The organism is Polynucleobacter sp. 30F-ANTBAC, assembly GCF_018882385.1.
Classification (GTDB): domain Bacteria; phylum Pseudomonadota; class Gammaproteobacteria; order Burkholderiales; family Burkholderiaceae; genus Polynucleobacter.
The window spans coordinates 81,494-105,836 of record NZ_JACVON010000002.1; the positions used below are offsets into that span (position 1 = coordinate 81,494).

Below are 24,343 nucleotides of genomic sequence, written 5' to 3' on the forward strand. Positions count from 1 at the left end.
TAGTTAACTTATTCTTGTGAGAACACGCCGCCCAATTTATCCATGCGCTCTAGAGCCATACCTGAGCCTCTAGCAACGCAGGTTAATGGGTCTTCAGCAACGTGAACAGGCAAACCTGTTTCTTCAAGCAATAAACGATCAAGATCGCGAAGTAACGCGCCGCCGCCAGTTAACATCATGCCTCTGTCAGCAATATCCGAGGCTAATTCAGGGGGCGTCTGCTCAAGAGCAACCTTAACGGCAGTCACAATCTGATTCAGAGGGTCCGTTAAGGCTTCAAGGATCTCATTACTTGTGACCGTGAAGCTTCTAGGAATGCCTTCAGAAAGGTTGCGACCACGAATTTCCATTTCACGAACTTCTGAGCCTGGGAATGCAGAGCCAATCGTCTTTTTGATAGATTCAGCAGTTTGCTCGCCGATCAACATGCCGTAGTTTCGGCGGATGTAGTTAATGATAGCTTCGTCGAATTTGTCGCCGCCCACGCGGATAGAGCCCTTATAGACCATGCCACCTAAGGACATCACACCCACTTCAGTCGTGCCGCCGCCAATATCCACAACCATTGAGCCAGAAGCCTCAGAAACTGGTAATCCTGCGCCAATAGCGGCAGCCATAGGCTCTTCAATCAAATAAACTTGAGAAGCGCCAGCGCCAAGGGCTGATTCACGAATAGCACGTCTTTCAACCTGTGTTGAGCCACAGGGAACGCAAATAATGATGCGAGGGCTTGGTTTAAGCAATTTAGTCTCATGAACCATCTTGATAAACTGCTTCAACATCTGTTCCGTGATCGTAAAGTCAGCAATAACGCCATCTTTCATGGGGCGAATCGCCTCAATATTGCCTGGAACGCGACCTAACATCTGTTTTGCATCCTGACCTACGGCTAAAATGGTTTTTTTACCATTAGGACCGCCTTCTTGGCGAATAGCTACAACAGACGGTTGATCGAGGACAATGCCCTTATCACGCATATAAATCAGCGTGTTAGCTGTGCCCAAGTCAATGGCTAAGTCATTTGAAAAGTAGTTGCGAAAGAGACCAAACATAATTTAAGTAGGAAAATAGATTAATTAATACGTTAATGAACCCTTTAATGATACCGTAGCAGGACAAATGAATCTCGAAGACGTTAAGCGCATAGCGCATTTATCCCGATTAGCCATCTCAGATGAGGAGGCTACTAGCACATTAACTCAATTGCAAAAAGTATTTGAATTGGTTGAGCAAATGCAGGCCGTTGATACAAATGGCATTGAGCCGTTAGCTCATCCCATCGAACAAATTATGGCGATTGCGCAGCCGTTGCGTGAAGACTGTGTGACCGAACAAGATCAGCGAGATGCCTATTTGAAAAATGCACCGGCGCAACACGAAGGTTTATTTTTAGTGCCAAAGGTGATCGAATGACCTGGCATACCAAAACTATTAAAGAGTTATCAACATCTTTAAGGGCTAAAGAAGTTAGTGCCGAAGAGTTAGCAACCTACTTTCTTAAGAGAATTCGTGAGACAGCTGACTTAAATGCTTTCGTTGATTTAAACGAAGAGCAGACAATGATTCAAGCAAAAAACGCTGATGCCTTGTTAGCAAGGTCGGAAGCATCAACGTTAGCTGGCATTCCAATTGCGCACAAAGATGTGTTTGTTACCAAGAATTGGAAGACAACTGCAGGCTCAAAAATATTGACTAACTACATGAGCCCTTTTGATGCTCATGTTGTGGCTAAATTGGGTGTTGAAGGTGCTGGCATGGTTTGCTTGGGAAAGGTGAATATGGATGAGTTTGCAATGGGTTCATCCAATGAAAACTCCAGCGCAGGGGCCGTAAAAAACCCATGGGATTTAATGCGTGTGCCAGGTGGCTCATCCGGTGGATCAGCTGTTGCAATTGCTGCAGGATTAAGTCCGGCTGCAACGGGTACTGATACGGGTGGATCGATTCGCCAACCGGCTTCTTTGTGCGGCATTACTGGCATTAAACCAACCTACGGTCGAGTTTCTCGCTACGGCATGATTGCGTATGCATCATCTCTTGATCAGGCGGGTCCTATGGCCAAAACAGCCGAGGATTGTGCTCTGTTACTGAATGCCATGGCAGGGCATGATGTCAAAGATTCAACAAGTTTAGAAAGACCCACTGAAGACTTCACGGCGAAGCTTGGTAAGCCTTGGGCGGCAGATGCTGGATTGCCTTTGAAAGGTTTGCGCATAGGTTTGCCAAAAGAATATTTTGGTGATGGTTTGCAAGCTGATGTGAGATCAGCCATTCAATCGGCCATCGATCAGTTTAAAAAAATGGGTGCTGAATGCGTTGATGTGTCGTTACCTAAAACAGAATTATCTATTCCGGTTTATTACGTGATTGCTCCAGCGGAAGCATCTAGTAATTTAAGCCGTTTTGACGGTGTGCGCTATGGTCATCGCGCTAATCAATACGATGATTTATTAGACATGTACAAGCGCTCAAGATCTGAGGGTTTTGGCGCAGAGGTGAAGCGTCGAATTCTGATTGGCACATATGTTTTGTCACATGGTTACTACGATGCTTATTATTTAAAAGCACAACGAATTCGTAGAATCATTGCACAAGATTTCCAAAATGCATTTGAACAGTGCGACATTATTATGGGTCCTGTTGCCCCGAGTGTTGCAGGAAAAATTGGCGAGAAAATTTCAGACCCAACTCAAATGTATTTAGAAGACATCTATACGCTTTCGCCTAACCTTGCTGGTTTACCAGCGATGAGTGCGCCATGTGGATTTGGTGCGAACGGAATGCCGGTGGGGCTTCAGTTAATTGGTAATTACTTCTCAGAGGCAAGCTTGCTTCAGGTGGCGCATGCTTATCAGCAAGAGACGGATTGGCATGCCACCCTCTCACCTTTTGCGACGAAAGGTGGTGCAGCATGAAGTGGGAAGTGGTGATTGGTCTTGAAACTCATGCGCAGTTAAGAACGGCCTCAAAAATTTTTAGTGGCGCATCAACAGAATATGGTGCTGAGCCAAATCGACAGGCTTGCGCAGTGGACTTGGCATTGCCAGGGGTGTTGCCAGTTTTGAATAGAGAAGCCGTTGCCCATGCGATTCGTTTTGGTTTGGCGGTAGGTGCTCACGTAGCCCCTTTCAGTGTCTTTGCTCGCAAAAACTACTTCTATCCAGACTCGCCTAAGGGTTATCAAATTAGCCAGTTTGAGATTCCGGTTGTGCAGGGTGGGCGTGTTGATATTTTGGTTGACGGGGTCGCTAAGACAGTTAACTTAACGCGCGCACATCTTGAGGAAGATGCAGGCAAGTCTTTGCATGAAGATTTTCGTGGGCCACACGGTGAGCCATCCAGCGGTATTGATTTAAATCGTGCGGGTACGCCACTACTTGAGATTGTGACTGAGCCCGATATGAGAAGTGCTGCAGAGGCAGTGGCTTATGCAAAAGCTTTGCACACTTTGGTGGTTTGGTTGGGTGTCTGTGATGGCAATATGCAAGAAGGTTCTTTCCGCTGTGATGCTAACGTTTCAGTACGCCCTGAGGGACAGACAGAATTTGGTACGCGTTGTGAGATTAAAAACCTCAATTCATTTAGATTTTTAGAGGAAGCCATTCAGTATGAGGTTCGCCGTCAAATAGAGTTGATAGAAGACGGCGGCAAAGTTGTTCAAGAAACTCGTCTTTATGATTCTGATAAAAAAGAAACACGTAGCATGCGTAGCAAAGAAGATGCTAACGATTACCGCTATTTCCCAGACCCAGACTTATTGCCTTTAGTGATTTCAAAGGAATGGGTTGAAAAAGAAAAAGCGGCAATGACTGAGCTGCCGGCAGAGAAGGCCAGCCGTTGGCAGTCTGAGTTTGGCTTGTCTGCTTATGATTGCCAAGTATTAACTCAAGAAAAAGCAACAGCTGATTTCTATGAGGCTTTAGTAAGTCAGCTTAATAAAGATCAAGCAAAGGCCGCTGCCAACTTAATGAGTGGTGACTTTGCATCCGCTTTGAATAGAGATGGCATCTCTGCATCTGACTCACCAATATCTGCGGAGCAAATGGTGCAATTGATTCAGCGAATTGGTGACGGCACTATTTCTAACAAAATTGCTAAAGAAATTTTCTTGGTGATGTGGGAAGAAAAAGCCCAAGATCTCAATGCCGTTGACCGCATCATTGAAGAAAAGGGGCTTAAACAAATTAGTGACAGCGGTGCTTTAGAGGCGATCATTGATCAAGTTCTAGCCGCTAATCAAAAGTCTGTTGAAGAGTTCAGAGCAGGTAAAGAGAAGGCTTTCAACGCCTTGATCGGACAGATCATGAAAGCCACTCAAGGAAAAGCGAATCCACAACAGGTCAATAAGTTATTAACGGAAAAGTTGAGCTAATCATGTCCCAAGAAAAAAATGCACAAGATCAAGTAGAGCAAGAATCTCTTGTTGCCGAGTGGTTAAAAGCCACGCCTGGTTTTTTTGAAAGACACGCTAACTTGTTAGCTGAAATCCAATTAAAAAACCCACATGGTGATCGAGCGATTTCTTTGCAAGAGCGTCAGCTCAGTGTTTTGCGTGAGCAAAATCAAGCGCTTAATCAACGCTTATCAGCCATGCTAAATTTTGGTAGCCAAAATGATAAAACTCAAGGGTTGATGATTGCTTGGTTGAAGAGTTTGTTATTAGCTAAGTCGCCATCCGATGTGCGTGAGGTTATTACAAGCGGTCTTGGCGAAATTTTTGGCATTGAGTCCGTTAAATTAATGGATGGAAAAAATTTACCTCATTATTGTGGTTCGGTTGAGGCCTGTGATGCGTCACTTAAGGACCATTTGATGGGTTCTGAGCAGAGCCTAGTGGTTGTTAATTTGCCAAATGTAGATGCGCAGCTTTTGCTTGCTAGCAACGCTAAAGAAAAATTCATGCCTGATATGGGTCGATTTTATTTGGAGCAGATTGCTGAATTGGCTGATGCTGCTATTCTTCGCGAGCAAGGATAAGTCCTTTAGGCTTTTTGCCTAAGGCATCACTATGGAAGAGATACTCGCGCAGGAATACCTCCGCGAACTTCATGTGGTGCGACAGGTGTCGCGACACACGATTGATGCCTACGAAAAAGATTTAAAAATCCTGATTGAAAAGCTTCAAGAATCTCAGACGGGGTTAACTAAACTTCGCTCTGATCAGGTTCGATCTTGGGTTGGTCGATTGCATGCACAGGGTCGTGCCCCAAGGAGTATTGCTAGAACGTTATCTGCATGGCGAGGGTTTTATCTTTGGTTGGCTAATCAAAAAAAATTAATTGCACATAATCCGTTAGATGACATCAAAGCACCAAAAAGAGTGAAACCTTTGCCTAAAGCATTATCGGTTGAGGGCGCCATTAATTTGGTTGAAAGCGCGGCAAAACATGACCTCCAAGAAGATGTTTTTTTAAGATCTAGGAATAAAGCCATATTTGAACTTTTGTATTCTTCAGGTTTGCGTTTATCAGAATTGTTGGGCATTGATCTTGCGCCGATTCAATCAAAAGACTATCAATCATCTGGCTGGATCGATTTTGATGCGGGTGAAGTCATGGTTTTAGGTAAGGGCGGTAAGCGGCGCACTGTTCCAGTAGGAACAGCTGCATTGCGGGCTATTCAAGAATGGGTAAATGTTCGTGGTGCGCAGACCTCTAAAAATTTGCAGCGTGGACCCCAAGAGATTCAGCCTTTATTTATTAATAAACAGGGGAAGCGAGTTTCTTCAAGAACAGTTCAAAAGCATTTGGCAGAGTTAGCAGTGAAGGCGGGGTTGCCAACCCATGTGCACCCTCATATGTTGCGACATAGTTTTGCTAGCCATGTATTGCAGTCTTCAGGTGACCTGCGTGCAGTACAGGAGATGTTGGGCCACGCTAGCATTACAAGCACTCAAATTTATACTGCATTAGATTTTCAGCATTTAGCGCAGGCCTATGATCATGCTCATCCAAGAGCAAAAAGCAAAAAGAGAGAGTCCTAATTTTCATGCAAGCAACCGTTATTCTTAAAGCCGGCAAAGAGCGCCCGTTGAGTCGTCACCACCCTTGGGTTTACTCCAATGCGGTGGATCGATTAGAGGGGAAGTTATATCCTGGCTGCACTGTTCATGTGCTGAGCCATGAAGGGCAGTTTGTAGCCAAGGGTTTATATAGCCCTGTATCTCAAATTCGGGTGAGGGTTATCAGTTGGGATGAGGCTGAAACGATTGACCATGCTTTTTTTAAACGACGCATTACAAAAGCTATCAGCCACAGAAATCAATGGGTTAAAAATACAAATGCCATTCGTTTAATTTTTGGCGAAAGTGATGGTTTGCCAGGTCTAGTTGTAGACCAATATGCAGACACGCTGGTTTGCCAATTTCTATTTGTAGGAATGGAGCATTGGAAGGAAGCCATTGTTGATGCACTTGCCAAGCAAACCGGATGCTCCCGAATTGTTGAGAGGTCTGATGCTGCCGTTCGATCTCGAGAAGGTTTGGAGCCTCATGTGGGTGCGCTTTTGGGAGAGATGCCAACTGAGCCTGTTTTAATTAATGAATGTGGCGTTCTTTATACGGTCGACGTTATTAAAGGACATAAGACGGGTTTCTATATTGACCAACGCGATAGTCGCGATTTGGTCAGCCAGCTCAGCCAAGACAAAGATGTATTAAATGTGTTTTGTTACACGGGTGGTTTTTCTTTAGCTGCTTTAAAGGGCGGAGCAAAGCATGTGACATCTGTTGATTCATCGGGCGAAGCCTTGGCGATGGCGCAAAGGCAAATGAAGGTCAATGGTTTCGATGAAAGCCGCGCGACCTGGATTGATGCAGATGCTTTTGAGGTTTTGACGCAGCTCAGAAAAGAAGAACGTCAATTTGATATTGTGGTTCTCGACCCGCCAAAATTTGCGCCATCATCCCACCACTTGGAAAAAGCTTTGGGTGCTTACAGACAAATTAATCGAGCTGGCATGCAGTTACTCAAGCCGGGCGGTTTGTTATTGACATTCTCTTGTTCTGGCGCAGTGGACTCTGCTTTGTTTGAGAGAGCGGTAGCTATGGCAGGCGCTGAAGCAATGACGCATAGTACAGATAAGGCTTTAGATTTTAGAGTTATGAAGCGCTTATCATCTGGAGCAGACCATCCACTTTTAACAAGCTTCCCTGAGGGCGACTACCTTAAAGGGCTGTTGTTGCAACGTGTGTAGCCAATTACAAAAGACAGTCGCATAATTAAAGATTAATAAAGGATTTTCAGCATGGCATTAATTCCAGTAACAATACTTTCAGGCTTTTTGGGAAGTGGCAAAACAACACTTTTAAAGCATATTCTTCATGAGAATCATGGCAAGAAGATAGCTGTGATCGAAAATGAATTTGGCGAAGAAAATATTGATAACGATATTTTGATCCAAGATTCATCTGAGCAAATTGTGCAAATGAGCAACGGTTGTGTTTGCTGCACGATCCGCGGCGATTTGGTCGTGGCCTTAAATGATCTTTGGGAGCAGCGCCGCGATAAAAAAATTAGCTTTGATCGTGTTGTGATTGAAACAACGGGTGTTGCCAATCCTGGCCCTGTGGCGCAAACATTTTTCATGGATGAAGAGATAGCTAGTCATTACATGTTGGATGCGATCGTTACTCTGGTTGATGCGAAGCATGGCAATCAACAGCTGGATGCTCATGAGGAGGCTCAGCAACAAGTTGGTTTTGCAGATCGAATTTTTATTACCAAAACAGACCTTGTGGCTCCGGCTGCAGTAGATGCTCTTAAGCATCGCTTAATGCACATGAATCCTCGTGCTCCAATTACTGGTATTACGCAAGGGTCGGTTTCTTTAGAGCAAGTTTTAGATCTAAAGGGCTTTAACTTAAACGACAAGTTGGATATTGACCCTCATTTCTTAGAGCAGGATGATCACGACCATGAAAACTGTGGTCATGATCACCATGTTCACGGACCTGACTGTGATCATTCCCATGACCACGATCATGGTCATGGTCATGGTCAAACTCAGACAGTTCAGTTCATGAAGAAGAGCCATACAGACAAGATCCAATCCTTTGTGTTTAAGAGCGATCGCCCTTTTGATTCGGATAAGTTGGAGAGCTTTTTAGGCGGAATTCTTTCCGTATTTGGAGCTAAGATGTTGAGATATAAGGGTGTTTTGTATGTCAAGGGCGGCGCTCGCAAGGTGATTATTCAGGGCGTTCATGAAATGATGGGTTCGGACTTAGGTAAGCCTTGGGGTAGTGAGAAGCGCGAAACAAGAATGGTCTTCATCGGAATTGATTTGCCAAAGGATGTTTTATTGGGCGGTCTTGAAACGTGTTTGGTGTAATCTATACGGAGTGCGGTAGAATGCGCGCGCAAGGTTATTTATAAATTTTAAGTTGTTTAGAGTGGTTGGTAGTCGGTAGGCAAGCTGAAAAGCTCGAAGTTACCAATAATAAGTCCCGAAAGGACATGAAATGAGCAAGAAACCATTAACTGAAGCTGATCTTCTAAAAATGTCTGAAAAAGACTATATGAATGCAGCTCAGCTTGAATTTTTCAAAGCAAAGCTTTTGGCTTTGAAAGCAGATCTATTGATGCACGCTAGTGAAACAACAGAGCATTTACGTGAGAACGTTTTAGTTCCTGACCCTGCTGATCGCGCCACTATTGAAGAAGAGCACGCCCTAGAGTTGCGCACCCGTGATCGTGAGCGCAAGTTGCTTAAAAAAGTAGAGCAGTCTCTTGTTAGCATTGAGTCTGGCGACTACGGTTGGTGTGAAGAAACTGGAGAGCCAATTGGCATTCCTCGTTTGTTGGCACGACCAACTGCTAACTTGTCATTAGAGGCGCAAGAGCGCCGCGAGTTACGCCAGAAATTATTTGGCAATTAATCTCATTCGACTTACTTAAACAATTAAAAGAAATTAGCATTGAGTAGGTCGCGATTTACCCCTCACTTTTTACTGTGTCTTTGCATTGGGCTTTTTTTAGCCCAATGGCAAGGTTTCTCTCATGGTATTCATCATGCCCCTGAGAGTCTTAAGCGACTCATTTCAAAAGTGGAAACAAGTGACTCGCATCATTCCTTGGTTCATGATGAGCAAAGTGGCCACCATTGTGCTGCCTACGATTCATTGACGTTAAGCTTTGCTTTAAGTCTTCATCCCCCCGCTCTTAGGATGGTGGATGCAAAGCATGCCGCTATCAAGCGTTATCAGATTTATCAAATTTCAATTGAGGCGGATGCCCCATTTGAAGCAAGGGCCCCTCCAGCCAAACACGTTTGATTTTTATTAGGCTCTTCGCATCAGCGGAGTGGCATTTCATTCGTGTTTTTTAGGAGATATCCATGCAAGTTTTTACTCGCACTCAGATCAGTGCAGCCATTTTGGCAACTATTTCTATTTGTTCGGTCGCTAATGCGCAACAAACTTTAGCTCCCATCGTTGTGACGGCCAACCCATTGGGTGGCGATATTAATGATTTGATTTCGCCGGTGAGCGTTTTACGCGGTGAAGATTTAGCTAAAAAACAAAGTAGCACCCTCGGTCAAACGTTGAATAATTTGCCAGGCGTTAGCTCTACTGACTTTGGTCCCAATTCAAGTCGACCAACGATTCGAGGTTTAGATGGCGATCGCGTTCGCGTGATGAGCAATGGTGGCGCAAGCTTAGATGCATCAACACTTTCTTATGATCATGCTGTTGCTGTTGAGCCTTTGACGGTTGAGCAAATAGAAGTAGTCCGTGGCCCAGCAGCACTTCAGTATGGCGGCAGTGCTATTGGTGGTGCGGTTAATATTATTGATAACCGTATACCTAAAGCACCGATTAAAGGAGTTGAAGGTCGCGCAGAAGTAAGAGTTGGCGGGGCGGAAACAGAAAAATCGGCAGCTGGTTTAGTTTCTGTTGGTAATGGTCAATTTGCACTTCACGTTGATGGCTCGACTAGAAAAACAGATAACCTTAAAGTGCCCAAGCTGGCGGGTCGTGGCGAGTTCTTAAATCAAGGCTCATTGCTCAATAGCGACGCAGATCAACAAGGTGGAGCTATCGGCGCATCCTTGACCAACGATCACGGTTATTTAGGGTTTTCTGTTGACACCTATCGAAATGATTACGGCACAGGCTTATTTGAAGAAGGTGATATTAATAGCCCAACTAGAATCAAGTTGCAGCAAGATAAGTTGACCTTTTCGGGTGAGCAAAGAAACTTAGCGGGCAAGATGGGCCCCCTTGAATCGATTAGAGGTTCATTTAGTACCACTGACTATAAGCATGAAGAGTCAGTTGCTGGGGCAGTTGAATCCACCTTTAAAAATAAAGGTTGGGACTCTCGTTTAGAGGGCACGCATATGCCCGTACAAACCTCTTATGGTTTGCTCAAGGGGGCTTGGGGTGTTCAAGGTTCCGGGTTTAAGTTTTCTGCGGCAAGTGTTGGGGGGCAGATGTTTGTTCCCAATACTCAAACAGATACAGCCGCACTCTTCTTGTTTGAGGAGTTGGTTTTTGCAAAAGACAAAGCGTTTAATGCTGGTTTGAGATTTGAATCGGTCAAGGTAGACAGCTTGGGTGGTGGTGACAACGGACAGGGGAATCCATTTGCAGCCGACAGTAAAAAATTTAAACCCCTAAGCGCTTCACTTGGTTATCGCCAAGAAATGGACGGCGGTTGGACTGCCACAAGTGGTTTGTCTTACACCGAACGTGCGCCAACTTTTTACGAACTTTATGCCAATGGCATGCACCACGCCACTGAAACTTATGAGCAGGGTAACGCCAATAACCAAATGGAAAAAGGCACAACTCTTGAGCTAGGTTTGAAATTCAAAACAGCTACCACCAAGACTAACTTGGGAGCATTTGTGACTGAGTTCAATAACTTCATTGGCTTGATGCAGGATGGAGAGTTTGATGAAACTGGTAATGGTGACATGGTCCCCAAATACAACTTTACTGGCATCAAGGCTCGCATGTATGGTTTGGAGGCAGATGGGCGCTTCCCCGTTGCACGTGGATTGTTTGGCAGGGCATCGGAGCTCAACATGGATTGGAAGGCAGACTATGTTCGCGGTGAAAATCGCTCAACAGGTGGCGCTCTACCAAGGATTTCTCCAATGCGACTAAGTTCAGCTTTAGTTTATAGCCAAGGCATGTACTCAAGTCAGTTGGACGTTCAATACGCCGCCCGCCAAAACCGTTACGCCGATGATTTGGGTGCCACACCTAGTTACACCATGCTGGGGTTGGGTGCTTCTTATAAAACACCCATGCCAGGCTTTAGATCGGCTCTTATTTTTATGCGAGTTGATAACCTAACCAATGTGGAAGCCAGAAATGCTTCATCTGTTTTAAGAGATATGGCGCCAGCAGGAGCGCGTGCTATCAAAGTGGGTCTTAAGGGCAATTTCTAAATCGGTTGCTTGATCAAAAAGGCGGCTAATGGCCGCCTTTTTGACATATTCTCTTAAAACTTCTAGCCAAGGTCAGAAAGTGATCTTACAATCCGCGCATGAGCACTCCAATAGCCGAACTAAAAGACGTCTCCCCAGCTGTTAAAGCTGAGGTTTTGGCGCAAGCTTTGCCATACATTAAAAAGTATCACGGTAAAACAATCGTGATTAAGTACGGCGGCAACGCTATGACAGAGAATCGTCTTAAAGAGGGCTTTGCAAGAGACGTGATTCTTTTGAAATTAGTGGGTATGAATCCCGTGGTTGTTCACGGTGGCGGCCCACAAATTGATGATGCTTTGAAAAAAGTCGGTAAAGCTGGCACCTTTATTCAGGGTATGCGTGTCACCGATGAAGAAACCATGGAAGTTGTGGAGTGGGTTCTTGGCGGTGAAGTTCAGCAAGATATCGTGATGTTAATTAACCACTTTGGTGGTCAAGCGGTTGGTTTAACCGGCAAGGACGGCGGCTTAATCCATGCTCGCAAGATGTTGATCCCCAACAAAGAAAAAGCCGGTGAGATGGTTGATATTGGCTTTGTGGGTGAGATCGAGTCAATTAACCCAGCCGTTGTCAAAGCTTTGCAAGACGATGCATTTATTCCTGTGATTTCTCCAATTGGTTTTGGACAAGACGGCCAAGCCTACAACATTAATGCTGATTTGGTTGCTGGCAAGATGGCGGAAATCTTAAAAGCTGAGAAGTTGGTCATGATGACAAATATTCCTGGCGTGATGGATAAGAGCGGTAATTTGTTAACAGATTTAACTGCTAAAGAAATCGATGCATTATTTGCTGATGGCACCATTTCAGGTGGTATGTTGCCTAAGATTTCATCAGCACTGGATGCTGCTAAGAGTGGCGTGAATTCAGTTCACATTATTGATGGTCGAATTGAGCACTCATTACTTTTAGAGATTTTGACAGAGCAAGCCTTTGGCACAATGATTCGTTCACACTAAGTTTGGCATGCGCCATCCTTTTTGGTTGTTTGACTTAGATAACACGCTTCATAACGCGTCTGACGCGATTTTCCCTTATATCAATCAATCCATGACGAGCTATGTGGCTCGTCGATTGAATTTAGATGCCGACTCGGCAAGCATGGTGCGACAGAAATACTGGAAGCAGTATGGTGCCACGCTTTTAGGTCTGGTGAAGCATCATGGCGTGGATCCTCATGATTTTTTGTACGAAACCCACCGATTTGATGAGCAGTCAGGTAGACACTTAGAGGATCTATCTGATTTGGTACAGGGCGAGAGGGGGTTGAGGCATATCCTTAATCGACTTCCCGGGCGAAAAGTTTTATTAACAAATGCGCCAAAAGCCTATGCCTTACGTGTGACTAAAGAGTTAGGAATACAGGGTTGTTTTGATGCAATTGAGGCAATTGAGGGTATGGAGGTGCACCAGCAATGGCGCCCTAAGCCAGATCATTTGATGATTAAAAAGTTATTAAGGAAGTATCGTTGCGCCCCTCAAAATGCGGTGTTAGTGGATGACACCTTGGGACATTTGTTAGAGTATTCAAAGTTGGGCATAAAGACCGTCTGGTTTAAGAGGCATGTTAGGACTTACACCCATAATCGAGCTAGTCTTTCTCTAGAAGTACAATCAATACATCAATTATTTAAAAGCTGGCAAAAACTGAGATGAACTCACCATTTAATCAACTGACATCCATAGAACCTACTGAGCAAGATGGGGCGGCACCTGTCCGTAAGCGCCCTCGTCCTGGCGAGCGACGCATCCAGATTTTGCAGGTGTTGGCTCAGATGCTCGAAAGCCCAAAGGGTGATCGCGTAACAACGGCTGCATTGGCAGCTAGATTAGAGGTCTCTGAGGCGGCTTTGTATCGCCACTTTGCTAGCAAAGCTCAAATGTTTGAGGGTTTAATCGCCTTTATTGAACAAACTATTTTTGGCTTAATTAATCAAATTACAGAGCGTGAAGAAGCGGGCGATCGCCAAGCTCAAGAAATCTTGATGGTTTTATTGGGGTTTGGCGAAAAGAATCCAGGTATGACAAGAGTTCTTTTGGGTGATGCCCTTTGGTTAGAAGATGAGCGCTTGCAAGATCGCATTGCTCAAGTTTTTGAGCGCATTGAATCTTCTTTAAAGCAATCTATTCGTGTTGCTCAAACCCAGGGGCGCTTGCCGCAATCAGCTGATGGCAATGAGGTGAGCTCTCGCGCTGCCATGATGATCAGTTATGTTGTAGGCCGTTGGCACCGCTATGCCAGAAGTGGCTTTAAAAAAGCGCCAACCGAGCTTAATGAGTTTCCTATGAGAGCGTTATTCTCAGTATGAGTCTAGGGGTCGTCAAGCCTCAAGTTCTTAGCTTTGCCGAACCATTAGGTTTGCAAAGTGGGGCAAGTATTGCGGATTACAAGTTGGTTGTTGAAACCTATGGTCAGTTAAATGCTGCAAAAGACAATGCCGTTTTGATTTGCCATGCTTTAAATGCCTCTCATCATGTTGCTGGTATGAGTGAGGATGGTGGCTCGGTCGGTTGGTGGGATAACATGGTTGGGCCAGGTAAACCCGTGGATACCAATCGCTTCTTTGTAATTGGCGTTAATAATCTTGGTTCATGTTTCGGCTCAACTGGACCCATGAGCATCAATCCTGCCACCCAAAAGCCTTATGGCGCTAGTTTTCCAGTAGTCACTGTTGAGGATTGGGTCAATGCGCAAGCAAGAGTGGCAGATCACTTTGGGATTCAGAAATTTGCGGCAGTGATGGGCGGTAGCCTTGGCGGTATGCAGGCGCTGGCTTGGGGTGTGATGTATCCAGATAGAGTCGCCAATTGCGTCGTAATTGCCTCAACGCCTAAATTATCTGCGCAGAATATTGCTTTTAATGAAGTGGCGCGTAGCGCTATATTAAGTGACCCAGATTTTCATGGTGGGGACTACTATGCGCATCAGGTTAAACCACGCAGAGGTTTGCGTGTGGCCCGCATGATCGGACATATTACTTATTTGTCGGATGATGATATGGCAGAGAAATTTGGCCGTGAGTTAAAGCGCGCTGAAGGTGCTTCTGATGACTATAACTTTAGTTTTGATGTTGAGTTTGAGGTCGAAAGTTACCTTCGCTATCAGGGTGAAAAGTTTGCTGATTATTTTGATGCAAACACCTATCTTTTAATTACACGAGCTTTAGACTATTTTGATCCGGCTAAAAAGCACGGTGATAATTTAAGTCAAGCCATGGCTGAAATAAAAGCAAAATTTTTAGTGGTCAGTTTCTCAACAGATTGGCGATTTGCGCCGGAGCGCAGTAGAGAAATCGTGAAGGCGTTACTGGATAACAAGCGTGACGTGACCTATGCGGAAATTGATGCGCCGCATGGTCATGATGCTTTCCTTTTAGAAGACCCCCGCTATCACCAATTAGTAAGAGCTTATTTTGAACAAATTACCAAGGGGCTCTCATTATGATGCGCTCTGATTTTTCAGCAATTGCTAAATGGATAGAGCCTAACAGCCAAGTGCTGGATGTTGGTTGTGGTGATGGCAGTTTATTGAAATATCTGAAGGATGCTAAAGGTGCGCATGTTTATGGTGTTGAATTAGCCGACGACAAAGTTTTAGCGTGTGCCCAAAAAAATCTCAATGTGATTCAACAAGATTTAGAGGGTGGCTTGGCTTTATTTGAGGATGACAGTTTTGATACAGTTATTCTTTCTCAGACACTTCAAACCATTCATCAAACGGCTAGGATATTGAGCGAGATTGCTCGCGTAGGAAAAGAGTGCATTGTTTCTTTCCCTAACTTTGGCCATTGGTCTCATCGTGCCGCAGTGATATCTGGTCGTATGCCAGTGTCTAAATCTTTGCCTTATCAGTGGTACGACACACCTAACGTCCGAGTGTTAACGATTGCTGACTTTGAAGCTTTAGCTCCAGCGGTGGGCTTGGAGCTTTTAGATCGCGTTGTGTTGCACGAAGGTGAAATCATTCAATTCTTACCCAACCTAAGAGGCAGCCTTGCTATCTACCGAGCGCGTCGGGCCAAGTAAAACCAAAGCTTTACTGGTTTGTGTTTTTCTAGGCTTTTCTAGCGGCTTACCATTATTTATTCTTTATAACCTGCTATCTGCTTGGTTAAAAAGTGAAGGTGTAGATCTAAAAGCTATCGGCCTCTTTGCATTAGTTGGTATTCCGTATACCTGGAAGTTCTTATGGTCTCCAGCAATGGATCGTTTTCAGCTGCCTTTTTTGGGGCGCCGCCGCGGTTGGATAATTGCTACGCAAATTGCCGTGATGTTAGCGGTTATGTTGATGGGGCAATTTAATCCAAGTGCCGAAATTTGGACGGTTGTATTTTTAGCCGCCATCGTTGCTTTCTTCTCCGCTAGTCAAGATATCGTGATCGACGCCCATCGAAGGGAGTGGTTGACAGAAGAGCAGATGGGCTCAGGTACAGCCCTATTTGTAAACGCTTATAAGCTATCTACTTTGGTGCCAGGTTCTTTATCTTTGATTTTGTCAGACATCATTTCTTGGGATTGGGTGTTTTTTATCACCGGTTTATTCATGTTGCCGGGGATTTTGACAACGCTATTGGTATCCGAGCCAAGGATGTATGGTCCAGCACCAAAGACTTTGAGAGAGGCTGTTGTAGAGCCTTTTAATGAGTTTGTGAATCGCCGAGGGTGGCGTCATGCGCTGCTAATTTTGGCATTTATATTTTTATATAAACTCGGCGACTCTATGGCAACCGCTTTGGCAACGCCATTTTATTTGGAGCTTGGATTTACAAGAACTGAAATAGGGCTCGTTGCCAAAAACGCAGGACTTTGGGCCAGCATTTTAGGCGGCATGTTAGGTGCCTATTGGATGTTAAAAACAGGCGTCAATCGAGGTCTCTGGATTTTTGGTATTTTTCAAGCATTAGCCACTTTGGGTTTTGTTATTTTGGCGCAAACAGGGGCTGACCTGTGGGTTCTGACATGGGTGATTGGTTTTGAAGCTATAACAGTTGGTCTTGGCACTGCAGCTTTTACAGCCTATATTGCGCTTGAAACAAACCCACGCTTTACCGCCACTCAGTTTGCACTCTTTACCAGTTTGTCGGCGGTACCGAGAACTTTTATTAATGCCTTAACAGGCTATATTGTTGAAGTAACGGGTTGGACGAATTTCTTTATACTTTGTTTTGCTTTAGCCATTCCGGGCTTATTGTTGCTGCCGAAAATTGCTCCTTGGAACAAAGAAAAGAAATCTGAATTTCAGACCAATTAATTTTTAATAGTGATGAAATAATCATGCGCATGCTTAAGAGAAGGCAGACCATTAAAAAATATACGAGCATGGGCTTGTTTGTTTTTTTAACAGCTTGCGCATCTGGCCCAAGACATTTGCCACCAGCCGATGGGGTTAAGGCAGGCGAATCTTCAAGCTTTAAAAATATGGTGCCGGCTAGCCAGCTCGAAGCATCAGCGGTTCGCCAATATGACGTGATGAAGCAAAAGGCTGCAAAAGGGAATGCCTTGGCGCCAGACAATCATCCTCAATTGATCCGCTTAAGAACTATCTCGAAGAGAATTTTGCCGTATGCACAAGTTTGGAATCCAGATTCTAAGAGTTGGAAATGGGAAGTTAATTTATTTGTATCTGATCAAGTGAATGCTTTTTGTATGCCTGGCGGGAAAATTGCTTTCTATACAGGCATTCTTGAAAAGCTTAAATTAAATGATGATGAAGTAGCTATCGTCATGGGGCATGAAATCGCTCATGCTTTAAGAGAGCATGCGCGTGACAGAATCGCCAAGGAGCAGATGACTGGCTTGGGCGCCAATATTCTGTCGCAAGCTTTGGGTTTAGGCGGTTTAGGAAGCCAAGCCTTGGGTCAGGGTATGCAAGTGCTGGGTCTGAGCTTCTCAAGAGCTGATGAAAAAGATGCCGATTTGGTAGGGATGGATATTGCAGCTAGGGCTGGTTACGATCCGAGAGCGGGCATTTCTTTATGGCAAAAAATGGGCGCTTCCAGTAAAGATAAGCCTGCTGAGTGGTTATCAACCCACCCATCAGGTGAAACGCGTATTTATGAAATGCAAAGAAATATGCTGGATGCACTTAAGCTTTACGCAAAAGCAAAAAATACAACGGTCGATCAACTCCCAGAATACAAGCTCTAAATGCGTTAGCTTTTAGTTTGGTTTGTAATCGATGATTAGCGGAGCATGGTCTGAAAACTTTTCAGTTTTATAAATTTCTGATCTTTCGGCGGTGTGAGCGATGCCTGCCGTTGCAATGTGGTAATCAATTCTCCAGCCCACATTTTTAGCATAGGCTTGCCCTCGTTGGCTCCACCAGGTGTAGCAATCATCCGTGGTGTTGGGGTGCAAGAATCGATAAACATCAACAAAGCCAATTTCTGTAAGGAGCTTGGTCATCCAGTCGCGCTCTTCTGGTAAAAAGCCAGAATTTTTGATGTTGCCTTTCCAGTTCTTTAAATCAATTTCTTGATGGGCAATATTCACGTCCCCACATAAAACAATTTCAAGCCCTTCAGCCTTTAATTTCATCAGGTGAGGCATAAAGATATCCAAAAATCTAAACTTGGCTTCTTGGCGTTCAGGCGCACTTGATCCTGAAGGGAAATAAGCGGATATAACTATTAACTTGCCAAAGCGAGCTTCAACGTAGCGGCCCTCACCATCAAACTCACCATCATCAAAGCCAATTTTGACTTGATCGGGTTTTTTCTTGGAGTACAGACCAACACCGCTATAGCCTTTTTTCTGAGCATATTGAAAAAATCCGTGATAACCATGCGGCGCCAAAAGTGAGTCGTCTAAGTCAGCTTCCTGGGCTTTAAGTTCTTGAATACAAAGGATGTCCGGGTTTTGAATTTTGACCCAATCAAAGAAACCTTTTTTCGAGGCTGAGCGAATTCCATTGAGGTTGGCGGTAATGATGCGTAACATCTCGGTTATGACTTCCAATCAAGAAAACTTTAAAAACGAATTTATCCATTTTGCTTTAGATGCCAAAGTTTTAGCTTTTGGCGAATTTAAAACAAAAGCAGGTAGATTATCGCCTTACTTTTTTAATGCGGGTGGCTTTAATGATGGCGCTTTATTAAAAGCATTGGGTGAGTTTTATGCCAAGGCCCTGATTAATTCGGGGCTTGAATTTGATATGTTATTTGGCCCTGCCTACAAAGGCATTACCTTGGCCGCAACCACAGCGGTGGCTTTAGCCTCTATGGGCAAATCAGTACCATTTTGCTTTAACCGAAAAGAGGCTAAAGATCATGGCGAGGGCGGTTCTTTGGTCGGTGCGCCATTAAAAGGTCGCGTGGTGATTATTGATGATGTGATTTCTGCAGGTACATCCGTGCGTGAGTCAGTCGACATCATTCGTCAGGCTGGCGCAACACCTTCAGCAGTATTGATTGCATTGGATCGCATGGAGCGATCCGGAACAGCCGCCGAAATTGGTGATAGTTCTGCTGTGCAAAATGTTGAAAAAGAGTTTGGGATGCCTGTTGTTTCGATTGCTAACCTGGCGAGCTTGATGAGCTTCTTAGAGTCAAGTCAAAGCGCCGATTTACAAAAGCATTTACCTGCAGTGAAGGCCTATCGAGATCAATACGGCATCTAAACAGATTAATTACTCGAGAGTGATCTCGCCCTCGAATACGGTTTGTGCTGGCCCTGTCATCATGACGGGGCTCTCGAGTGAGGCTTGGTGATCCCAAGCAATCGTTAGATCTCCGCCACGGGTGTGAACTTTAACGGGAGAGTCCAGTTGACCACGCAATATTCCAGATACAACTGCTGCACAAGCTCCGGTGCCGCAAGCTAAGGTTTCACCAGAACCGCGCTCAAATACCCGTAACTTAATTTCATGACGATTTTGGATTTGCATAAATCCTGCATTCACTTTTTTGGGGAATGTGACATGAGACTCTATTTCAGGGCCGTTTAATTCCACTGGTGCTGTATTGATGTTGTCAACAATTTGAACCGCGTGAGGGTTGCCCATTGAAATAGGGTTGAGCCAAATTGATCCGCCTGTAAGATTTAATTCGTACAGAGTGGCGGCGCCCTCAGTCTTGCTTTTCAAATGAGCGGCATTAAAAGGCACTTGCTCTGCCAATAAAATCGGTGCACCCATATTGACGGTTACCTGGCCATCGTCATTTTCCGTGAGGCTTAAGATGGTGTGGGCAACTTGAACTTTGACCGTCTTATTTTTAGTTAAACCTTTTTCTCTTACAAATCTTACAAAACAACGGGACCCATTGCCGCATTGCTCAACTTCACCGCCATCCGAGTTAAAAATTCTGTAACGGAATTCAGCCTCAGCAGCAGTTGGCTTTTCAACTAAAAGAATTTGGTCTGCCCCAATACCCAACTGGCGATTAGCCAATGCCTGCCATTGAGATTTTGTTATCTTGGATAAATCTTGAGAAATGCCATCCAAAACAATGAAATCATTGCCTGCGCCGTGCATTTTCGTAAAGCGTAATCTTGTACTTGTCATAGGGATAAATATACAGGTTTACAGCAAAAAGTGAGAATGTTATAAAATGTTGGATATTCGCCGAGTTAAGACAACTTGCGGGGCGAATTAAAAATATCCGCTAAAGCGTCGCCGCACTTAGTGATACTCGGCACGTGTTGTCGCTTATTTAACTAAGGAGCTTCAAATGGCTAACAATTATTTCTTTACTTCAGAGTCCGTATCTGAAGGCCACCCAGACAAAGTATCTGACCAGATTTCTGATGCCATCTTAGATGCCATCTTGGCTCAAGACCCAACCGCACGTGTTGCTGCAGAAACCCTTTGCAATACTGGTTTGGTGGTTTTAGCAGGTGAAATTACAACAACGGCAAACGTTGACTATATTCATGTCGCGCGCGATACGATTCGTCAAATTGGCTACGACAATACCGAGTACGGTATCGATTACAAAGGCTGTGCAGTTTTGGTGGCTTATGACAAGCAGAGTCCTGATATTGCGCAAGGTGTTGATAAAGCGCACGATGATGGTCTTGATCAAGGCGCGGGAGACCAAGGCTTGATGTTTGGTTATGCGGTTGATGAAACTCCAGAATTAATGCCTTTACCGATCCATTTGTCTCACCGTTTGGTGGAGCGTCAGGCAGATTTGCGTCGCGATGGCCGCTTGAACTGGTTGCGCCCTGATGCCAAGTCTCAAGTGACTTTGCGTTATGTGGACGGTAAGCCAGACTCAATTGACACCATTGTGTTGTCAACACAGCACTCACCAGACATTTCCCTTGAAAAGCTTCGTGAGGCTGTGATTGAAGAAATCATTAAGCCGGTTCTTCCAAAAGAATTAATTAAAGGCGAGATTAAGTACTTGGTAAACCCAACCGGCCGATTTGTGATTGGTGGGCCACAGGGTGATTGTGGTTTAACTGGTCGCAAGATCATTGTGGACACTTATGGTGGAGCAGCTCCTCACGGTGGCGGCGCATTCTCAGGAAAAGACCCTTCAAAGGTTGATCGTTCAGCAGCTTATGCTGGTCGTTATGTGGCTAAAAATATTGTTGCAGCAGGATTGGCAACTAAGTGTTTGGTGCAGATTTCTTATGCGATTGGTGTGGCTCAGCCAACCTCTGTGATGGTGAGCACCTTTGGTACAGGGAAAATATCTGATGAGAAGATTTCAGAGTTAGTGCGCACTCACTTTGATTTAAGACCAAAAGGCATCGTTAAAATGTTGAATTTGTTGCGTCCCATTTATCGTAAGACAGCAGCTTATGGCCACTTTGGTCGCGAAGAGCCTGAGTTCACTTGGGAAGCCACAGACAAGGCCGCGGCATTAAAAGCAGCAGCTGGTTTATAATTTTTCACAAATCTCTAAGGAGCGTTGCGAGGTGTTGGGCCAGTTCTAACACCCTAGGCTTAGAGGAGGGCTAGTAATTAGCCTTTAGCAACGACGCTCGCTAACCTGTGAAGTGATTGGTTGGCGAGCTTTTTTATTTGCTCTCCATGATCTTCCTTACTAGCTTGGAGTTGCAATGAACAAACCATTAGATTTGAAAAATTTTACAGATTGCGCAATTGCTGATATTTCATTGGCATCATGGGGTCGTAAAGAAATCGCTATTGCAGAAACCGAAATGCCTGGATTGATGGCTATTCGTGAAGAGTTTGCAGCTAGCCAGCCATTACGTGGCGCACGTATTACTGGTTCTTTGCACATGACGATTCAAACAGCGGTATTGATTGAAACTTTAGAGGCGCTTGGCGCGCAAGTTCGCTGGGCATCGTGCAATATCTTCTCAACACAAGACCACGCTGCTGCAGCTATTGCTGCGAACGGTACACCAGTATTTGCGATCAAGGGCGAGTCATTGGAGCAGTATTGGGACTTTACGCATCGTATTTTTGAATGGCAAGACGGTGGCCACTCCAATATGATTTTGGATGACGGTGGTGATGCCACAATGCTATTGCACCTAGGAACAAGAGCAGAAAAAGATTTATCTGTTTTAAACAATCCAACTAGCGAAGAAGAAACAATTCTTTTTGCTGCTATCAAAGCAAAATTAAAGGTTGACCCAACTTGGTATTCCGTTCGCCTAGAAAAAGTGAAGGGCGTTACTGAAGAAACTACAACAGGTGTGCATCGCTTGTATCACATGCACGCTAAGGGTGAGTTGAAGTTCCCTGCTATTAACGTTAATGATTCTGTAACTAAAACGAAGTTTGATAACTTGTACGGTTGCCGTGAGTCATTGGTTGACAGTATCAAGCGCGCAACGGATGTCATGATTGCCGGAAAGATTGCAGTTGTTGCGGGTTATGGCGATGTGGGTAAGGGTTCAGCTCAAGCATTACGGGCTTTATCGGCTCAAGTATGGGTAACTGAAGTAGATCCAATTTGCGCATTGCAAGCAGCCATGGAAGGTTTCCGAGTTGTAACCATGGATTACGCAGCTGACAAAGCTGACATCTTCGTAACTGCAACAGGTAACTACCATGTGATTACACATGACCACATGATCAAGATGAAAAATCAAGCGATTGTTTGTAATATCGGTCACTTTGATAATGAGATTGATATTGCTGGCGTTGAGAAGTACAAGTGGGAAGAGATTAAGCCGCAAGTGGATCATGTGATTTTCCCGGCAACCAATGGTCAGCCAGAAAAACGCATCATTGTTTTGGCAAAAGGACGTTTGGTTAACTTGGGTTGCGGTACTGGACACCCTTCTTATGTCATGGGCTCCTCTTTTGCCAATCAAACAATTGCTCAAATTGAATTGTGGTCATCTATTGGAACCAACAAGTATCCAATCGGCGTTTACACTTTGCCTAAGCATTTGGATGAGAAGGTTGCGCGCTTGCAATTAAAGACTTTGAACGCAGAATTAACAGAGTTGTCTGAGCAGCAGGCTAAATATATCAATGTGAAAAAAGAAGGCCCTTACAAGCCTGAAACATATCGTTATTAATGGCTTGAACTTAAGTTAACAGAGAAAGAAATAAGATGGAATTGAGCGTTGAGTTTTTCCCGTCAAAAACAGCGGAAGGTGCTGAAAAGCTTCGAGCTGTTCGTGAGCAGTTAGCGACTGCGCTAAAACCTACCTTTTTCTCTGTGACATTTGGTGCTGGTGGTTCAACACAAGATGGTACTTTTTCAGCTGTTAAAGAGATACATGAGGCCGGTCAACAGGCCGCACCTCATCTATCTTGTGTGGGTAGCTCAAAAGAAAAGGTGCGCGAACTTTTAGCGCAATATAAAAATTTGGGTGTGAGTCGAATTGTTGCATTAAGAGGCGACTTGCCATCAGGCATGGGTCAATACGGTGAGTTTCATCATGCTGATGAATTGGTGCAGTTTATTCGCGCTGAAACAGACAGTCATTTTCATATTGAGGTGGCAGCCTATCCAGAGATGCATCCTCAAGCTAGATCAATGATTGATGATGTGCAGCGTTTTGCTAATAAGATGAAAGCAGGCGCAGATTCTGCTATCACGCAATATTTTTTTAATAGCGATGCCTATTTTAAGTTTGTCGATGAGGCTGCGAAACTAGGGGTTGACCAACCAATTGTTCCTGGGATCATGCCTATTACTAATTGCACGCAGCTATTACGTTTCTCAGATGCTTGTGGTGCTGAGATACCTCGTTGGATTCGCTTAAGACTTCAGTCGTTTGGAGATGACACTGCATCGATTAAGGCATTTGGTTTGGACGTTGTCACTGATCTATGTGATCAGTTGATGGTAGCCGGCGCACCAGGCTTGCATTTTTATAGTCTTAATCAGGCTGACCCAGTTATAGCAATAGTTAAAGACTTGGGTTTGGTAAAGGCTTAATAATTAAGCACAAATAAGCTCATCTAGAGCTTGATCATGAGATTGAGGGCGCCATGCGTCCTCAGCTACTTCTAGAGATTGAAAAGAAATTCCTACGGTTTTAAGTAGGTGATTGTTTGATTTCAGAGCGGCCAACGTTCGGTCATAGTAGCCGCCGCCATAGCCTATCCGCCAAACCTGACCATATTGTTGGGACCAGCCTAGGCAGGGCAAAAGAATAATGTCTGGAAGAATCTGCTTATTTTCATTGTTGACAATGGGTTCTGGAATACCTTGCGGTCCTTTGGTCAGCGTATCGCCATCATGCCACTCTGCGAAAGATAATGGCTCACCAATTTTGACAACAGGTAATGCAAGCTTTCTAAGGTTACTCTTTCTAGCCCAATTCAGTGCGATAGGCCTGGGGTCAAACTCACTATTAATTGGCCAATAAATAGCAAGAGTGGCGTTATCAATTTTTTCAAGATATTGAATAAAGCCTTCTTCAAGCCTTTCCCTTAAACGAAGGTCTCCATTGAGGCGTAGCCTTTTTTCTAACAAGTGTTGTCGGAGTGTATTTAAAGTTTTCACAAGCTGATCAA

At 44.5% G+C, this 24,343-nt stretch carries 25 protein-coding genes and 1 riboswitch; of the genes, 21 read left to right on the forward strand and 4 right to left on the reverse strand.

All coding sequences use genetic code 11. The features are described 5' to 3' along the window. Positions 1 to 8: 8 nt before the first annotated feature. Positions 9 to 1,052: a rod shape-determining protein gene (locus tag ICN28_RS05965; protein ID WP_216287058.1), complete on the reverse strand. Its 1,044-nt coding sequence runs from the start codon at positions 1,050 to 1,052 to the stop codon at positions 9 to 11. A 67-nt stretch (positions 1,053 to 1,119) separates the two neighbouring features. On the opposite strand from ICN28_RS05965, the gene gatC reads away from it, so the two are divergent. The 17 genes from gatC to ICN28_RS06050 all read left to right on the forward strand — a co-directional run bounded on the left by gatC (position 1,120) and on the right by ICN28_RS06050 (position 17,589). Next, a complete protein-coding gene (gene gatC / locus ICN28_RS05970) occupies positions 1,120 to 1,413 on the forward strand; it encodes an Asp-tRNA(Asn)/Glu-tRNA(Gln) amidotransferase subunit GatC (protein WP_216287059.1) in 294 nt (97 codons plus the stop codon). Beyond that, positions 1,410 to 2,915 (forward strand): Asp-tRNA(Asn)/Glu-tRNA(Gln) amidotransferase subunit GatA, encoded by a 1,506-nt coding sequence (gatA, locus tag ICN28_RS05975; RefSeq protein WP_216287060.1) that lies wholly within the window; start codon positions 1,410 to 1,412, stop codon positions 2,913 to 2,915. The genes gatC and gatA overlap by 4 nt, the downstream gene beginning before the upstream one ends. Next, complete coding sequence (gatB, locus tag ICN28_RS05980; RefSeq protein WP_216287061.1) at positions 2,912 to 4,372, forward strand: Asp-tRNA(Asn)/Glu-tRNA(Gln) amidotransferase subunit GatB; 1,461 nt, start codon at positions 2,912 to 2,914, stop codon at positions 4,370 to 4,372. The genes gatA and gatB overlap by 4 nt, the downstream gene beginning before the upstream one ends. A 2-nt stretch (positions 4,373 to 4,374) precedes the next feature. Continuing rightward, a complete protein-coding gene (locus tag ICN28_RS05985; protein ID WP_216287062.1) occupies positions 4,375 to 4,977 on the forward strand; it encodes a DUF484 family protein in 603 nt (200 codons plus the stop codon). 31 nt (positions 4,978 to 5,008) lie between these two features. After that, the gene (gene xerC / locus ICN28_RS05990) at positions 5,009 to 5,983 is read left to right on the forward strand and encodes a tyrosine recombinase XerC (RefSeq protein WP_216287063.1); all 975 of its coding nucleotides are present in this window, start codon (positions 5,009 to 5,011) and stop codon (positions 5,981 to 5,983) included. 5 nt (positions 5,984 to 5,988) lie between these two features. Then, positions 5,989 to 7,194 (forward strand): class I SAM-dependent rRNA methyltransferase, encoded by a 1,206-nt coding sequence (locus tag ICN28_RS05995; protein WP_216287064.1) that lies wholly within the window; start codon positions 5,989 to 5,991, stop codon positions 7,192 to 7,194. Between the two features lie 51 nt (positions 7,195 to 7,245). Beyond that, entirely contained in the window at positions 7,246 to 8,331 is a 1,086-nt protein-coding gene (locus ICN28_RS06000) for a GTP-binding protein (protein WP_216287065.1), read from the forward strand. 130 nt (positions 8,332 to 8,461) lie between these two features. Continuing rightward, positions 8,462 to 8,878, forward strand: a complete 417-nt coding sequence (gene dksA, locus ICN28_RS06005) for an RNA polymerase-binding protein DksA (RefSeq protein WP_216287067.1) — start codon at positions 8,462 to 8,464, stop codon at positions 8,876 to 8,878. Between the two features lie 168 nt (positions 8,879 to 9,046). Further along, positions 9,047 to 9,274, forward strand: coding sequence for a hypothetical protein (locus tag ICN28_RS06010; RefSeq protein ID WP_216287068.1), 228 nt, complete (start codon positions 9,047 to 9,049; stop codon positions 9,272 to 9,274). Positions 9,275 to 9,336: 62 nt separating this feature from the next. Beyond that, entirely contained in the window at positions 9,337 to 11,400 is a 2,064-nt protein-coding gene (locus tag ICN28_RS06015) for a TonB-dependent receptor (RefSeq protein WP_216287069.1), read from the forward strand. A 98-nt stretch (positions 11,401 to 11,498) separates the two neighbouring features. Beyond that, positions 11,499 to 12,401: an acetylglutamate kinase gene (argB, locus tag ICN28_RS06020; RefSeq protein ID WP_216287070.1), complete on the forward strand. Its 903-nt coding sequence runs from the start codon at positions 11,499 to 11,501 to the stop codon at positions 12,399 to 12,401. A 7-nt stretch (positions 12,402 to 12,408) separates the two neighbouring features. Further along, the gene (locus tag ICN28_RS06025; RefSeq protein WP_216287071.1) at positions 12,409 to 13,098 is read left to right on the forward strand and encodes a pyrimidine 5'-nucleotidase; all 690 of its coding nucleotides are present in this window, start codon (positions 12,409 to 12,411) and stop codon (positions 13,096 to 13,098) included. Next, positions 13,095 to 13,751: a nucleoid occlusion factor SlmA gene (slmA, locus tag ICN28_RS06030; protein WP_216287072.1), complete on the forward strand. Its 657-nt coding sequence runs from the start codon at positions 13,095 to 13,097 to the stop codon at positions 13,749 to 13,751. Before ICN28_RS06025 ends, slmA begins: the two co-directional genes overlap by 4 nt. Beyond that, positions 13,748 to 14,887, forward strand: a complete 1,140-nt coding sequence (locus ICN28_RS06035) for a homoserine O-acetyltransferase (RefSeq protein ID WP_216287073.1) — start codon at positions 13,748 to 13,750, stop codon at positions 14,885 to 14,887. Before slmA ends, ICN28_RS06035 begins: the two co-directional genes overlap by 4 nt. After that, on the forward strand, positions 14,884 to 15,468 hold the full coding sequence (gene metW / locus ICN28_RS06040; RefSeq protein WP_216287074.1) for a methionine biosynthesis protein MetW: 585 nt from the start codon (positions 14,884 to 14,886) through the stop codon (positions 15,466 to 15,468). The genes ICN28_RS06035 and metW overlap by 4 nt, the downstream gene beginning before the upstream one ends. Beyond that, positions 15,437 to 16,693: an AmpG family muropeptide MFS transporter gene (locus ICN28_RS06045; protein ID WP_216287078.1), complete on the forward strand. Its 1,257-nt coding sequence runs from the start codon at positions 15,437 to 15,439 to the stop codon at positions 16,691 to 16,693. Before metW ends, ICN28_RS06045 begins: the two co-directional genes overlap by 32 nt. Positions 16,694 to 16,716: 23 nt before the next feature. After that, positions 16,717 to 17,589: a M48 family metallopeptidase gene (locus tag ICN28_RS06050; RefSeq protein ID WP_216287080.1), complete on the forward strand. Its 873-nt coding sequence runs from the start codon at positions 16,717 to 16,719 to the stop codon at positions 17,587 to 17,589. Between the two features lie 12 nt (positions 17,590 to 17,601). On the opposite strand, the gene ICN28_RS06055 is transcribed toward ICN28_RS06050, so the two are convergent. Continuing rightward, on the reverse strand, positions 17,602 to 18,381 hold the full coding sequence (locus tag ICN28_RS06055; protein WP_216287082.1) for an exodeoxyribonuclease III: 780 nt from the start codon (positions 18,379 to 18,381) through the stop codon (positions 17,602 to 17,604). A 7-nt stretch (positions 18,382 to 18,388) separates the two neighbouring features. Here ICN28_RS06055 and pyrE point away from each other — a divergent pair, with 7 nt between their 5' ends. Beyond that, entirely contained in the window at positions 18,389 to 19,060 is a 672-nt protein-coding gene (gene pyrE, locus ICN28_RS06060; RefSeq protein WP_216288165.1) for an orotate phosphoribosyltransferase, read from the forward strand. 9 nt (positions 19,061 to 19,069) lie between these two features. On the opposite strand, the gene dapF is transcribed toward pyrE, so the two are convergent. Continuing rightward, positions 19,070 to 19,945, reverse strand: a complete 876-nt coding sequence (gene dapF / locus ICN28_RS06065) for a diaminopimelate epimerase (RefSeq protein ID WP_216287084.1) — start codon at positions 19,943 to 19,945, stop codon at positions 19,070 to 19,072. Between the two features lie 166 nt (positions 19,946 to 20,111). Here dapF and metK point away from each other — a divergent pair, with 166 nt between their 5' ends. The 3 genes from metK to metF all read left to right on the forward strand — a co-directional run bounded on the left by metK (position 20,112) and on the right by metF (position 23,762). Then, positions 20,112 to 21,278: a methionine adenosyltransferase gene (gene metK / locus ICN28_RS06070; protein WP_216287087.1), complete on the forward strand. Its 1,167-nt coding sequence runs from the start codon at positions 20,112 to 20,114 to the stop codon at positions 21,276 to 21,278. A gap of 10 nt (positions 21,279 to 21,288) precedes the next feature. Then, positions 21,289 to 21,384, forward strand: a riboswitch (S-adenosyl-L-homocysteine riboswitch). Positions 21,385 to 21,453: 69 nt separating this feature from the next. Further along, positions 21,454 to 22,893 (forward strand): adenosylhomocysteinase, encoded by a 1,440-nt coding sequence (gene ahcY / locus ICN28_RS06075; RefSeq protein ID WP_216287089.1) that lies wholly within the window; start codon positions 21,454 to 21,456, stop codon positions 22,891 to 22,893. Positions 22,894 to 22,928: 35 nt separating this feature from the next. Next, a complete protein-coding gene (gene metF, locus ICN28_RS06080; protein WP_216287090.1) occupies positions 22,929 to 23,762 on the forward strand; it encodes a methylenetetrahydrofolate reductase [NAD(P)H] in 834 nt (277 codons plus the stop codon). Positions 23,763 to 23,765: 3 nt separating this feature from the next. On the opposite strand, the gene ICN28_RS06085 is transcribed toward metF, so the two are convergent. Further along, entirely contained in the window at positions 23,766 to 24,332 is a 567-nt protein-coding gene (locus ICN28_RS06085; protein ID WP_216287091.1) for a 5-formyltetrahydrofolate cyclo-ligase, read from the reverse strand. Positions 24,333 to 24,343: the final 11 nt, after the last annotated feature.